Below are 12,719 nucleotides of genomic sequence, written 5' to 3' on the forward strand. Positions count from 1 at the left end.
ATAACTTCCCTCAGGGGGGAACCCTTTCCGATCAGAGGTTTCGTCGTTCAGCGGAAGGCGGTTGTCGGTCTCCCAACGCTTTGCAATAAAATCCCGGGCCAACAAGCGGTGCCCCGAAGATCCTCCAGGCCTTCGGGTGCCGCACGCATCCCATCCCTAGAACAGCCCGGACGATTTCCCGCCACCTCGATCTTCCGCGTCCGTTTAGGGACCACCGTCCCAATGGTCGGTCCCGCGTACCGAGAAGTACCGAGTTCCATCGATAGGGTCGCCTCATGCAACACCCCTCCGACACGCTCCACGCGCGCAAACGCCGTAAGGCGCGGGCCATGATCGTGTCATCAGCCTTCCAACTCTTCTCCGAACACGGATTCGACAACGTGACCGTCGCGGCCATCGCCGAGCGGGCCGAGGTCGGCCGGACCACCTTCTTCCGGTACTTCGGCGACAAACAACAGGTGCTCTTCGCCGACGAGTGCGACGAGGTGGACCGCATGTGCGCCTACGTGCGCGACAAGGCGGGTCGCCCCCTGGGCTCCGACCTCGGGGCCGCACTGGCCCTGCTCCGCGAGGCCGAAACCGTCACCAAGCCCTACGCCGTGCTCTCTCCGGCGCACTCGGCCGTCCTGGCCCGGCTGCTCCGGGAGAGCGTCGACCTCAGATCCCGTTACCTGCTCACCCGCCAACAGCGGGCGCTACGGCTGGCCGGAGCCCTGGTCGAGGCCGGAGCGGTCGAGAAGGTCGCGGTTCTGGCGGCCCACACGGCGATGGCCTGCGAACTCACCGCCATGAGACTCGCCGAGAGCCCCGAGGCCCACCCCGCACACGTGGAGGAGGCCCACGGGCTGCTGCGCTCTCTCGGAGGATGATCGACGAGGACCCGCGACCCCGGGGACGAGGCCGTGGTCGCGGGTCGTACGTCGTGCTCACGCGCCGGGTGGGGGAGCCGCGGCGACCTTCCGGGGGCGGACCGCCCCGACGGGACGGCCCCTGAGAGGATCGTGCGCGACCCGAGGGTGTGTTCGAGATCCGGAAGGGACCGACGAGATCATGAGTATGAACCCGACCATCGTCCGTGGACGAGACGGGGCCGCCCGATGACCGACGACTCCAAGGTGCTGTTGCGGGTCGAGGGCGCTCTGGCCCGCGCCACGCTCAACCGCCCCCGCGCCATCAACGCCCTCGACCACGAGATGGTCCTCATGCTCTCCGACGCCCTCGACGGCTGGGAGAAGGACGGGTCGGTCGTCGCGGTGCTCATCGACGGCGCCGGTGAACGAGGCCTGTGCGCGGGCGGCGACGTCCGCGCCATGCGGGACAGCGCTCTGGCCGGGGACGACCGCGCCGCGCGGTTCTGGCGGGACGAGTACCTGCTCAACGCGCGGATCGCCCGCTACGGCAAGCCCTACATCGCCTTCATGGACGGTGTGGTCATGGGCGGCGGTGTCGGCGTCTCCGCGCACGGAGGCGTTCGTGTGGTCACCGAGCGCTCCAAGGTGGGCATGCCCGAGACCACCATCGGGTTCGTTCCGGACGTGGGCGGCACCTACCTGCTGTCCCGCGCCCCCGGAGAACTGGGCACCCACCTCGCCCTGACCTCTACCGCCGTCGGCCCGGCCGACGCCGTCCACGTGGGCCTGGCCGATCACCACGTGCCGTCCGAGCGGCTGCCCGAACTGGCGGTCGCCCTCACCGCCATCGACTCCGAGAGCGCCATCGCCGAGGTGGTGGCCCGCTTCGTCGAGGAGCCCGCGGCGGGCACGCTGGAACGCGACCGGGAGTGGATCGACGCCTGCTACGCCTCCGACGACGCCGAGGAGATCGTCGCACGGTTGCGCGCCCACGGCGCCCCGGAGGCGGCCGAGGCGGCCGCGACCATCGAGAGCAGGTCGCCGACCTCGGTGAAGACCACTCTGGCCGCGCTCCGACGGGCCCGGCGGGCCGGGTCCCTGGAGGAGGTCCTGGAACAGGAGTACCGGGTCTCCTGCGCCGCCCTGAACGGGCCGGACATGGCCGAGGGCATCCGGGCCCAGGTGGTCGACAAGGACCGGAACCCCGCCTGGACGCCGTCGACGCTGGCCGAGGTCGACGACGCCGACGTCGAGCGCGCCTTCGCGCCCGCGCCGAGCGGACCGCTGGGCCTGGTCTGACGTGAGAGGGTCCGGGTGGAGGATCGCCCGGACCCCGTACCGAACCGGCCGCCCCTCGGGCCCGTCACAGGGGAGTACGTTCCCGGGGCGAAGGGCCTCGGCCCAGAGCAGCGCGGAGGAGGACCTCCCCATGTCCCCCAAGCCCGGAACCATCACCGCGATCCAGGTGATCCTCTACATTCGAGCGACCTTGGGCGTCCTGAGTCTCCTCGCCGTCCTGACCGGGTGGGGGCCGACGAGCGGCTCGGAGGTCTGGAGGGTCACGTGGGACACGGCCGTGTTCGACGTCGTCCCCGAGCTTCAGGCGGAGGGGTATCCCGGTCTCTACACGGGTGCCTTCGTCTCCTCCCTCATGGCCGTCGTGGAGCTGATCGCCTTCGAGTTCTACGTGGCCTCGACCCTGGGGCGTGGCGGCCGTCGAACCCGCCTGCTCGTACGGATCACGGCGGTCTTCGGCTGTGTCGGCGCCGCTCTGGCCCTGTTCTCCGGAGGGGACTTCGCACCTCTTCTCATCCTCATGATCGTGGTGCTGGTGCTCAACGAGAGCGCCTCGGCCGAGGACTGGTACCGGGAGACCGAGTACCCGGCCCCGCGCCCCGGCGCCGTCTGACCCCTCCCGGCCCCCGAGAGGGGTCAGAGCCAGTCGTGTTCGCGCGCGTACCGGGCCGCCTTGTGCCGGGTCCGCGTCCGGGTCTTGCTCATCGCGTTCGACAGGTAGTTGCGCACCGTGCCCTCGGCCAGATGGAGACGGGCGGCGATCTCGGCCACCGAGTACCCCTCGCCCGTCTCCCGCAGCACGTCGATCTCGCGCTCGGTCAACGGGCAGTCGTCGATGACGGCGAGCGCGGACACCTCCGGGTCGATCCATCGGCGACCTTCGTGCAGGGTCGCGATCACGGTGGCGATATGCGACGGTTCAGCGGATTTGCCGACGAACCCCCGGACACCCAGCCGCAACGCCTTGCGGAGCACACCGGGCCTGGCATGCCGGGTCAGCATGAGGACCACCTGGTCCGGAAGCTCCCGACGGATTCTCTCGACCGCCCCCAGCCCATCGATCCCGGGCATCTCCAGGTCGATGACGAGCACGTCGGGCCGGTGGGAGAGCGTGGCCTCCACGGCCCGCGCGCCGTCCTCGGCCTCGGCGAGAACGGTGATCTCCCCTTCGAGAGGGAGCAGCGCGGCCAACGCCTTACGCAGCAGGGCCTCGTCGTCGACGAGTACGACGGTGGTCATGAACGGTCCTTCTCGGTCGTCGTGGAGATGTCGTCGGAGAGCGACCGGGGGAGGGAGGCCGCGGTCGTGAACCGCCCGTTCTCCCGCTCCACGGTCAGTTCGCCCCCTTGGTCGATGAGCCTTTCCCTGAGGACGGCGAGCCCGCCGAGCTCAGGAGTGGGGCCCGGACCGGCACCGTCGTTGACCACACGGATCCCCGACTCCGACAGTGAGATCCATACCCGCTCGGCCTCGGAGTGGCGGAGGATGTTGGTGGTGGTCTCCCTGAGGACCTGACCGAGCGATTCGCCCGCCCGTACGTCCACCTCGCCCTCACGGTCGACCTCCACCCGGATCCCGGCCGCCTCGAAGAGGTTCTTGGCGTTCTCCAGCTCCACGGACAGGTTGAGCCGACGTTGGGCGTAGGCCAGCTCCCTGGTACGGAGGATGGTGTCGCCGACCAGGGAGTGGATCTCCTCCAGCTCCCGTTCCGCCCGCTCGGCGTCGACGTGCACCAGCCTGCGGGCCAGCGTGGTCTTCAACTTCACCACGTGCAGTGTGTGGCCCTGAATGTCGTGCAGGTCGCCGGCGAACCGCACCCTCTCCCGGGCCACGGCCAGCTCCGCCTCATGCTCGCGGGCCCGGTCCAGTTCCGTGACGAGCTCGGAGATCACCTGGTTGAGGTGGACCATGATGACCCCGGTCAGGGCCACGCTCAGGGGGACGGCGACATAACCGAGCATCTGGTCGACGAGGCTCTCGTCGGAGAACAGCGGTCGGACCGCGATCCCCAGGAGGAGGACGAGGAACGCGCCCAGGGTCACCGCCCTCCGGTGGGCCGGCAGCCGGTAGGCGACGACCGCGCTCACGATCGCGAAACCGTAGGCCGCCGTCGGGGAGTCCGCCACCGTCGTCCCGAGGAACCAGAGGGCCGTGGTGACGATCAGGCAGGGCAGGAGGACGGAGAGACGTCCCGCGGTCCGTCGTGAGACCGCCGTCAGCGCCGCGGTCAGCCCGATCGCCAGGAGAAGGGCCTGCCACCAGGTCTTGGCGTCGACGGCCGCCAGCAGGGCGCCCATCGAGGAGAGGGAGGCGGAGACGATGTGGAGGTTCAGGTCGTGCAGACGGCTCCGCGTCGTCTCGACCGGCTCGGTGGTCACGTGCGGCTCTTCTCGGTCGAACTGCGGGGATCGACCCTCAGTATTCTCTCGCCGATGGGCGCCGACCAGTGACGTGGCGTCATCGTTCCGGGCCTCTCCACGTCACACCGGAACCCCGTCGCCCGCTCGTGGGCGGACGACGGGGCGGTATCCGATCAGAACGGGGTCAGGGTGATCTCCAGGCCGGCGGGGGCGTGGTCCTGCACGTAGGAGGCGAAGTCGGCCACGTCGTCGAAGGCGAACCCGTAGGCCTTACCGTCCTCGGTGTGCTCGTGGAAGACGGCGGCGTAGTGGTTGGCGATCTCGTCCAGGTAGAACCCGGCCGGGTCGTCGGTGGGCTGCTCGGCGATGTCCGCCAGGGTGGAACGGTTGAGCGCGGCGCCCACGATGGCGGCGACCGGTCCGGTGATCCCGTCGTTGGGGGCGGCCAGGGCCCCGTCGCAGAAGAACACGTCCCGCGTGGTCGGCCTGGGGATGGGGGCCACGCCTCCGTCGAACAGCAGCTCGTCGCCCTGGACCCGTCCGGTGAAGGTGCCCGCGTTGGTGGTGACCCTCAGGTCGGTGTCCGTGTAGCGCGACCACACGCGGTCCACGTAGGGGTCGAAGTAGTCGTTCGGGAAGAGTCCGACGTCGAGCCCGTGACCGGGGGCGATGACACGGTGGTCGTCGAAGACCAGCGGGGAGAAGACGGGGTCGGCGGAGAGGGTCTCGAAGATCGCGTCCCGTCCGCCGGGCACGAGGAAGCCGGTGCTCTGGTCGGCGTCGCCGGTCAGCCGGATACCGATCGGGACACTGAACTGGTCCACCATCGAGGTGTTGCAGAACATCCCGTCCTCGTTGTGCGTGAACTCCACCGTGTCGTGCAGGACGTCGAAGGCGTCGTCGTCCTCCACCCAACCGGCGGGCAGTTGCAGGGCGGGGTTCCCGTCACCGTCCTCGACGATCCGGATCCCGAGCTTTCCGCCCAGCGCCAGGTAGATCCGCCCGGACATGTAGGGGAGCGTCATGTCGTCGGGCAGCGCGCCCAAGGGGATGGAGTAGTCCGTGTATCCGTCGTCGGTGTTGTCGTCGAGGCTCACGGGGTGCGGGGCCCCGTCCGCGTCGACCCGGCAGTGCCGGCCCGTGGTCAGGTCGGTACCGACGATGTACACCAGCACCTCGTCGTCTCCGTAGCGGCCGCTGTCGTTGGTCACGCTGACCGGGAGCGCTCCCAGATTGGTCGTGGCGGAGGCGGGTCGGAGGAGGCGGGAACCCTCCGGGGCGGCGATGGCGCCCAGCAGGGGGGTGGCGGCGGCGAGCGACGCTCCACCCAGGAAGAGCCTGCGGTCGATCATGTTCGTTCTCTCCTCTAGTAGCGGGTTCGAAGAGGTGGGCCCCATGGAGCCAGGAACACGAGCGCACGTCAATGGGGGTAAGGGGGATGATTCGTGTGGCGGTGGAGTCACTCGTGGTGACAGGTGTAAGTGTGGCGTGGATCACTCTCCCTTCGGGGTGAACTCCAGCAGCGCGGCCCCGTTCTCCTCTTCGCTCCACACGAGGCGGAGCCCCGCCTTCGAGGCCAGATCGGACAGGGCGCGCGTGTCCCTCTCCCGCCCGTTGAAATAGGCCAGCATGCGCAGGTCCAGCTCGCTCACCCGGTTCCCACGGCCCTTCCGGCCCTCGTCGCCGTACTCGGCGACCAGTACCCGACCTCCGACCCCGGCCGCCTCCGCGCAGCGTCGCAGGATCTCGACGGCCGCGTCGTCGTCCCAGTCGTGCAGCACCCAGCACAACAGGTAGGCGTCTCCGTGGACGGGCAGCGGTTCGAAGAAGTCGCCCTCGACGGCGTCGGCCCGGTCGGCCACGCCCGCGGCCCGAAAGGCCTCGCCCGCCAGAGCCACCGGGCTGGCCAGATCCACCACGGTCCCGCGCAACCGCGGCGCGCGCCGCAACAGCGCCCGCATCAGAGTGCCGTCGCCACCGCCCACGTCCACCAGGTGCTCCAAGGCGTCCCAGTCGTACAGTCCGACCAGGGTCCGGGCCAGGTCGGCCATCCGGGAGGCCATCAGCTCGTCGAAGGAACGGGACAGCGCGGGGTCGTCGGACAGATCGGCCCAGAACGTCGAACCGTCGAACCGCAGCGAGTAGGCGCTCTCTCCGCTGCGCAGGGCCTCGGCCAGGTCGGCCAGGCACAGGTCGGCCCGCCCGTGCGCGCCGTCGGCGGTGAACCAACCGAGCCGGGAGTGCGGGTGGTCGGACCGGAGCGCCGCGCCCACCTCGGTGAGGGAGAACCGGTCGCCGTCCCGCGTGAACAGGCCCTCACGGACCAGGTACCCCAGCACCCGGGCCAGCCCCTCGGGGTCGACCCCCACCGAGGCGCCGAGTTCGGCGGCGGTACGCGGCCCGTCCTTCAGATGGTCGGCGACCCGCAGCGTCGCGATCGCGCGGATCGCCATCGGCGTGACCGGGCTGGCCAGTGCCCAGAGACGGTCGGCCGCCTCTCTCGGGTCGACCTCACCGGTCCGGGCGCGCGCGTTCGTTCCGTCCATCGGGCCCCCTGTGCGGGTTCGTCCACGGTCGTTTCCGATGACGCCCTACCCAGGAATCCGCCCTCCGAGTACAAGGGGCCCCGGCCTATCGCGGACGTGGCCCCCGGAGCGTCGATCCGCACGGCTCCGGGGGCCGATCGGAAGAAGAACCGGGTTCAGGCGGGGTGGGGACCGCCGTGGGGCCACTGGCGGCGTTCGGTCATCAGACGACGCTTGTGCCGGCTGCGGCGGGTGCCCGTGACGATCAGGATCGGGAGTCCGATCGCCATCCCCAGAAGCGGCGCGCCGAGCGCCCATAGGAACGAGGACAGCAGGCCTCGAGCGAACCCGGCCCCGCCGTCACCGATGTCGGCCACCGCGAACGTGTCGACACCGGGCTCCGCTTCGCAGGTCAGGGTGTACTCTCCGGCCTCACCGATCCCTCGAGATCCCACCAGCTCCCAGCGTTCGCCGCCGACCTCCACGTAGTGGCTGTAGCCCGGCCATCCGAACCTCTCCTCGGTGCCGTCGGGCAGGACGAGCGAGCACATGCCCTGGTCGCCGGTGGGAGAGGCGTAGAGGCCGAGCTGGAAGTCGGTCTCGTCGACGGTGAAGACGACCTCCTCGCCCGCGTTCACCCGGGCCTCGAAGTCGGGCAGGGCCACGGTGGAGAACATCGAGAACACGAAGCCGACGAGGGCGGTGACGAAAGCGCAGACCAGGACCAGGGCGCCCACGATGTACCAGACGCGTCCGGGACGTAGTTCCTTCGGATCGATGTGGATCGGCGCGGGGCCGTAGGGCCCCTGCGCAGGGGGGTACGGAACGCTCACGGGGCTCCTCCTCGCTGGACGACCGATACCCCTTGGGATGCCCGCCGGCCCGGTTTCGTTGCGCGTGGGCGTCTCCACCGGGCCGGGCGGGGCTCAGGCCCCGCGGGCCATCCGCTCCCTGTAGGTGCCTCGACGGACCCCGATGGTGATGACGGTCGCGATCATCGCCAGCACGCCCAGGCCGGCTCCGGCCATGAGGGCGAGGAAGGTCGTCGCGCCGCGGCGATCGTCCTCGTGGGCGGTGCGCGTCTCGGCGACGACGTACGAGGCCTCCGAGGGGCCCTGGCAGGTCATCGTGTACTCGCCGGGGGAGGAGACCTCCAACGAGTACATCAGCCGTCGGTCGTCCCAGCTGTGGCCGACGGGCCGCTCGGCGAAGCGGATCAGGGTGTAGGACTCCTCGAACGAGCAGGTGACCTCCTCCGCGTCGCGCGGGGAGACGTAGAGGCCCAGTGAGTCCAGGTCCTCGGAGTCGACGACGAACGTGGTCGAGCCGTACCCCTCGACCTCGTCGGACCGGGGGCCGGGCGTCTCGGTGGAGGTGAAGGCGTTCATCCCGAACAGGGAGAGCAGGAGCAGCGCCACACCGACGAGGACCGGGGGGAAGAACGGGGCCAACAGGAACCAACGGCGCCGAGGCCGGACGTCGGCGGAGGGGATGGCCGGGGTACGGGGGACGGGCGGGCCGACGGGCGGAGCCATCGGGGAGGGGTACCCGTGGGGCGCGTTGATCACGCGTGCGCGCTCGGCCCGTGCCCTCGAGATCCTGTTGGCGCGGACCGCGTACGTCGTGATGACGACGCCGAGGCTCGCGGGGACCGACAGGACCAGGAGCACGATGCAGATGAGACCGACCCAGAACGGCACGTCGTACCACTCGGTGAGGGTCAGCACCACGACGGTGAAGAGGAGGGCCGCGGGCAGGAGGGAGCCGCCGATCCAGTACCAGCGCCGGCTCGGTCGGACGGTCTTCGGATCCGGTTCCGGGGGCGGGGCGTGCGGAGCGGGGGGCGTCTCGGACATGGCCGGGTACTCAGGGGGGTGGTTCATCGGGGTGCCGTTCCGTGTCGTTCGGGGTTTCGGGGGCCGTTACGCGTGAGGTGCCCTGCGCCGCGGCGCGGTGACGACCCCGACCACGACGGCCGTGAGCGGAAGCAGTGGGACGAGGCCTCTCCGCGCACGGGGAGGCGCCCACGTACCGGATCCTTCGGGTCCGGGCACCCGCCGGGAGGGACCTCGGGGCATGGGTGGTCGCGGAGGGGGATGTGCCATGTGCGCAGTGTCGCAGAATCCGCTGACAGGGCGTGAATCGGGTGAAGCCCGACGCTTCGCGCGGCCGCTCCGGCGCGGGCCTTCGCGTCCATGAGACGCGGTTCGGACAGAGGGGGAGAGAACGGGGCGACTCGCCGGTAGAACCGGCCGAACCCCCTTGTCAGATGCCCTCCGCGCGGTTTCAATCGGGTCTTGGGAGACCGTGACGGAGGGACGCCGATGGCGGGCTCATGGAAGGCGTGGTCCTGGGGGACCGATCCCGACACCGTGCGCCGGGACGTGGCCGTCGCGCACGAGCGCTTCACCGGCTCCGGACGCCTCGGAGACGCCGTGCGCCCCATGGTGGGCGAGTCCTGGCGGCGCAGCGTCCTGCACGGGGTGGACCCCGACCGGACCCTCCCGCCGCTCGAACTCACCGGCTCCCACCTGCTCCGTCATCGTGAGCGCCACCCTCTGGCCGTGACCCTGCCGCTGCTGAGGCGTCTTCTCCTGGAGAACGCTCCGGGGCCGCAGCTCCTCGCGGTGGGGGACGCGTCGGGACGTCTGCTGTGGGTGGAGGGCGACCACGGCCTGCGCTCCAAAGGCGAGGAACTGCACTTCGTGGAGGGCGCCAACTGGCACGAGCGCTCGGCCGGGACCAACGCCCCGGGGGTCGCCCTCGCCCTCGGCCACGAGGTGAGGGTCTTCGCCAGTGAGCACTTCAGCCGGGGCGTTCAGCATTGGAGCTGTTCGGCGGCGCCTCTGCGCGATCCTGACACGGGGGAGCTTCTGGGGGTCCTGGACCTGACCGGCGACGATCATCTGGCCTCTCCGCAGGCGTTGGCCCTGGTCCGGGCGGCGGCGACCGCCGCCGAGATGGAGATCCGCGTCCGACGCTCGACCTCGCCGGCCCGGAGCGGGCTCTCCCCGTACGGGGACGAGGCGGGGCCCGCGGGAGCGAACGCAGCCCCGCCCCCGACCCGGTTGTGCGTTCTCGGTCGGGACCGGGGGCGACTCGAAACGGAGGGGCGACCGATCGAGCTCGGCGCGCGTCACTCGGAGATCCTCCTGCTGCTGACCCGGCATCCGCGCGGGCTGACCGGTGAGGCTCTGGGCGCCCTGCTGCACGAGCGGGGCGTCGCCCCGGTGACGGTCCGGGCGGAGATGTCCCGTCTCCGTCGCCTGCTGGGACCCGGTCTGCTGGCCTCCCGGCCCTATCGCCTGCTCCACCCCTTGGACACCGACGTCGACCGGGTACGGCGGTGCCTCCTCGACGGCGACGATCGGGGCGCCGTCGAGCTCTACGAGGGGCACGTCCTGCCCGGCTCCGAGGCGCCCGGGGTGATCGAGGCGCGTGAGGAGCTCCGCGCCGAGATGTGCGAGGTCCTCACGGCGCGGGCCGACCCCCGGGCCTTGGCGGAGTGGGTGGAGCGACCCGAGTGGCGGGACGATCCCCGGGCGATCGAGGCGGCGCTCGGTGCGGTCGAACCCGACGCGCCACGTCACGCGGTCCTGCGGGGGCGGCTGCGCAGGCTCGGCCTCTGAGAGCGCGCAACGTGGTCGCAACCTCCGGGTGACTAGCGTCACGACCTCTTGTTCCGTGGGCACGCGGAGCCGGTGCGCGAGCATCGGCGCCCGGATCGAAGGAGGCAACCGCATGACGATCTACGCTCCGCCCGGCACGCCCGGAAGCGTCGTCGAGTACGCGTCGCGCTACGAGAACTGGATCGGCGGCGCGTGGGTCGCGCCGGTGGGGGGACGCTACTTCGAGAACCCCACCCCCGTCACCGGACGGGTCTTCACCGAGGCCGCCCGCAGCGGGGCCGAGGACGTCGAACTCGCCCTCGACGCCGCCCACGCGGCCGCTCCGGCCTGGGGACGCACCTCGCCGGCGGAGCGGGCGCTGATCCTCAACCGGATCGCCGATCGGATGGAGGAGAACCTGGAGCGGCTCGCGGTCGCCGAGTCCTGGGAGAACGGCAAGCCGGTCCGCGAGGCGCTGGCCGCCGACATCCCGCTGGCCATCGACCATTTCCGCTACTTCGCCGGCGCGATCCGGGCCCAGGAGGGTCACACCTCCCAGATCGACGGGGACACCGTCGCGTACCACTTCCAGGAGCCCTTGGGCGTGGTCGCCCAGATCATCCCGTGGAACTTCCCGATCCTCATGGCGGTCTGGAAACTCGCCCCCGCGCTGGCGGCGGGCAACGCCGTGGTCCTCAAGCCCGCCGAGCAGACGCCCACCTCGATCATGGTGCTGATCGACCTCATCGCCGACCTGCTGCCGCCCGGCGTGGTCAACGTCGTCAACGGGTTCGGGGTCGAGGCCGGCAAGCCGCTGGCGGCCAACCCGCGCGTGCGCAAGGTCGCCTTCACCGGTGAGACGACCACGGGGCGGCTGATCATGCAGTACGCCTCCGAGAACCTCATCCCGGTCACCCTGGAGTTGGGCGGCAAGAGCCCCAACCTCTTCTTCGCCGACGTGGCGGCCGAACGCGACGCGTTCTACGACAAGGCGTTGGAGGGCTTCACCCTCTTCGCCCTCAACCAGGGCGAGGTGTGCACCTGTCCCTCGCGCGCGTTGATCCAGGACTCCCTCTACGACGGCTTCATGGCCGACGCCCTGGCCCGGGTCGGTCGGATCCGGCAGGGGGACCCGTTGGACACCGAGACCATGATCGGCGCGCAGGCGAGCAACGACCAGCTGGAGAAGGTGCTGTCCTACATCGACATCGGCCGCAAGGAGGGGGCGAAGGTGCTCTCCGGCGGGGAGCGGGCCGAGATGGAGGGCGACCTGGCCGGCGGCTACTACGTCACACCGACCGTCTTCGAGGGTCGGAACACGATGCGGATCTTCCAGGAGGAGATCTTCGGCCCGGTGGTGTCGGTGTCCCGTTTCGCCGACTACGCGGACGCCATCGGTATCGCCAACGACACCCTGTACGGGCTCGGCGCGGGGGTGTGGTCCCGGGACGGCAACACCGCCTACCGGGCCGGACGCGACATCCAGGCCGGTCGGGTGTGGGTGAACAACTACCACGCCTACCCCGCGCACGCGGCCTTCGGCGGTTATAAGCAGTCGGGGATCGGCCGGGAGAACCACAAGATGATGCTCGACCACTACCAGCAGACCAAGAACCTTCTGGTCAGCTACTCGGACCAGGCGATGGGGCTGTTCTGATGCGGCCCCCGGAAGGGGACGGGGCGGTGGAGCGAGTGGCGGTCACCGACGAGGCCGCGGACCTGATCCGGGAGCTCCACGCCGAGCACGGTCCGCTGATGTTCCACCAGTCCGGTGGCTGTTGCGACGGCAGCGCGCCGATGTGCTATCCGGCGGGGGAGTTCCGCGTCGGCTCCGCCGACGTGCTCCTCGGGCACCTGGAGGTCGGTCTGCCCGAGCCGGTGCCGGTGTGGATGTCGCGTTCCCAGTTCGAGCTGTGGCGTCATACCCACCTGACCATAGACGTGGTCCCCGGGCGCGGTTCGGGGTTCTCGCTGGAGTCTCCGACCGGGAGACGGTTCCTGGTCAGGTCCCGGTTGATGGACGACGGGGGGTGATGGACGAGGTCCCATGCCAGAGGGGAAAGGGCGGGCCCGTCGGGA

At 70.5% G+C, this 12,719-nt stretch carries 12 protein-coding genes; 6 read left to right on the forward strand and 6 right to left on the reverse strand.

Going from position 1 to position 12,719, the window contains the following annotated elements; translation table 11 throughout:
- Nucleotides 1-275 precede the first annotated feature (275 nt).
- The 3 genes from U9J66_RS14555 (at nucleotide 276) to U9J66_RS14565 (ending at nucleotide 2,760) form a co-directional block, all read left to right on the forward strand.
- Nucleotides 276-869 carry a TetR/AcrR family transcriptional regulator gene (locus U9J66_RS14555; protein WP_014912364.1) on the forward strand — a complete coding sequence of 198 codons (594 nt, stop codon included), beginning with the start codon at nucleotides 276-278 and terminating at the stop codon, nucleotides 867-869.
- A gap of 228 nt (nucleotides 870-1,097) precedes the next feature.
- Complete coding sequence (locus U9J66_RS14560) at nucleotides 1,098-2,150, forward strand: enoyl-CoA hydratase/isomerase family protein (protein ID WP_017534559.1); 1,053 nt, start codon at nucleotides 1,098-1,100, stop codon at nucleotides 2,148-2,150.
- Nucleotides 2,151-2,280: 130 nt separating this feature from the next.
- Nucleotides 2,281-2,760, forward strand: coding sequence for a hypothetical protein (locus U9J66_RS14565; protein WP_326337925.1), 480 nt, complete (start codon nucleotides 2,281-2,283; stop codon nucleotides 2,758-2,760).
- A 23-nt stretch (nucleotides 2,761-2,783) separates the two neighbouring features.
- Here U9J66_RS14565 and U9J66_RS14570 read toward each other — a convergent pair whose 3' ends face one another.
- The 6 genes from U9J66_RS14570 to U9J66_RS14595 all read right to left on the reverse strand — a co-directional run bounded on the left by U9J66_RS14570 (nucleotide 2,784) and on the right by U9J66_RS14595 (nucleotide 8,888).
- The gene (locus U9J66_RS14570) at nucleotides 2,784-3,386 is read right to left on the reverse strand and encodes a response regulator (protein WP_042282333.1); all 603 of its coding nucleotides are present in this window, start codon (nucleotides 3,384-3,386) and stop codon (nucleotides 2,784-2,786) included.
- Entirely contained in the window at nucleotides 3,383-4,525 is a 1,143-nt protein-coding gene (locus U9J66_RS14575; protein ID WP_326337926.1) for a sensor histidine kinase, read from the reverse strand. Before U9J66_RS14575 ends, U9J66_RS14570 begins: the two co-directional genes overlap by 4 nt.
- Before the next feature lie 155 nt (nucleotides 4,526-4,680).
- Nucleotides 4,681-5,859 carry a beta-1,3-glucanase family protein gene (locus U9J66_RS14580; protein ID WP_326337927.1) on the reverse strand — a complete coding sequence of 393 codons (1,179 nt, stop codon included), beginning with the start codon at nucleotides 5,857-5,859 and terminating at the stop codon, nucleotides 4,681-4,683.
- Between the two features lie 141 nt (nucleotides 5,860-6,000).
- Complete coding sequence (locus U9J66_RS14585) at nucleotides 6,001-7,053, reverse strand: methyltransferase (protein ID WP_326337928.1); 1,053 nt, start codon at nucleotides 7,051-7,053, stop codon at nucleotides 6,001-6,003.
- A gap of 155 nt (nucleotides 7,054-7,208) precedes the next feature.
- A complete protein-coding gene (locus U9J66_RS14590) occupies nucleotides 7,209-7,865 on the reverse strand; it encodes a hypothetical protein (RefSeq protein WP_326337929.1) in 657 nt (218 codons plus the stop codon).
- A gap of 93 nt (nucleotides 7,866-7,958) precedes the next feature.
- Nucleotides 7,959-8,888, reverse strand: a complete 930-nt coding sequence (locus U9J66_RS14595; RefSeq protein ID WP_238543895.1) for a hypothetical protein — start codon at nucleotides 8,886-8,888, stop codon at nucleotides 7,959-7,961.
- Between the two features lie 468 nt (nucleotides 8,889-9,356).
- Between U9J66_RS14595 and U9J66_RS14600 the strand changes: the two genes are divergently transcribed.
- The 3 genes from U9J66_RS14600 (at nucleotide 9,357) to U9J66_RS14610 (ending at nucleotide 12,674) form a co-directional block, all read left to right on the forward strand.
- Complete coding sequence (locus U9J66_RS14600) at nucleotides 9,357-10,661, forward strand: GAF domain-containing protein (RefSeq protein ID WP_042282325.1); 1,305 nt, start codon at nucleotides 9,357-9,359, stop codon at nucleotides 10,659-10,661.
- A 112-nt stretch (nucleotides 10,662-10,773) separates the two neighbouring features.
- Nucleotides 10,774-12,297, forward strand: a complete 1,524-nt coding sequence (gene exaC, locus U9J66_RS14605; protein WP_042282323.1) for an acetaldehyde dehydrogenase ExaC — start codon at nucleotides 10,774-10,776, stop codon at nucleotides 12,295-12,297.
- On the forward strand, nucleotides 12,297-12,674 hold the full coding sequence (locus U9J66_RS14610) for a DUF779 domain-containing protein (protein ID WP_026125005.1): 378 nt from the start codon (nucleotides 12,297-12,299) through the stop codon (nucleotides 12,672-12,674). The genes exaC and U9J66_RS14610 overlap by 1 nt, the downstream gene beginning before the upstream one ends.
- The last annotated feature ends 45 nt before the right edge of the window (nucleotides 12,675-12,719 follow it).

This window comes from Nocardiopsis sp. LDBS1602 (assembly GCF_035818715.1).
GTDB lineage: Bacteria > Actinomycetota > Actinomycetes > Streptosporangiales > Streptosporangiaceae > Nocardiopsis > Nocardiopsis alba.

Coding starts and splice junctions, on each gene's coding strand:
- U9J66_RS14585 (WP_326337928.1), bottom strand. CDS start 7,053: ATGGACGGAACGAACGCGCGCGCCCGGACCGGTGAGGTCGACCCGAGA.
- U9J66_RS14565 (WP_326337925.1), top strand. CDS start 2,281: ATGTCCCCCAAGCCCGGAACCATCACCGCGATCCAGGTGATCCTCTAC.
- U9J66_RS14555 (WP_014912364.1), top strand. CDS start 276: ATGCAACACCCCTCCGACACGCTCCACGCGCGCAAACGCCGTAAGGCG.
- U9J66_RS14610 (WP_026125005.1), top strand. CDS start 12,297: ATGCGGCCCCCGGAAGGGGACGGGGCGGTGGAGCGAGTGGCGGTCACC.
- U9J66_RS14570 (WP_042282333.1), bottom strand. CDS start 3,386: ATGACCACCGTCGTACTCGTCGACGACGAGGCCCTGCTGCGTAAGGCG.
- U9J66_RS14560 (WP_017534559.1), top strand. CDS start 1,098: ATGACCGACGACTCCAAGGTGCTGTTGCGGGTCGAGGGCGCTCTGGCC.
- exaC (WP_042282323.1), top strand. CDS start 10,774: ATGACGATCTACGCTCCGCCCGGCACGCCCGGAAGCGTCGTCGAGTAC.
- U9J66_RS14595 (WP_238543895.1), bottom strand. CDS start 8,888: ATGTCCGAGACGCCCCCCGCTCCGCACGCCCCGCCCCCGGAACCGGAT.
- U9J66_RS14600 (WP_042282325.1), top strand. CDS start 9,357: ATGGCGGGCTCATGGAAGGCGTGGTCCTGGGGGACCGATCCCGACACC.
- U9J66_RS14580 (WP_326337927.1), bottom strand. CDS start 5,859: ATGATCGACCGCAGGCTCTTCCTGGGTGGAGCGTCGCTCGCCGCCGCC.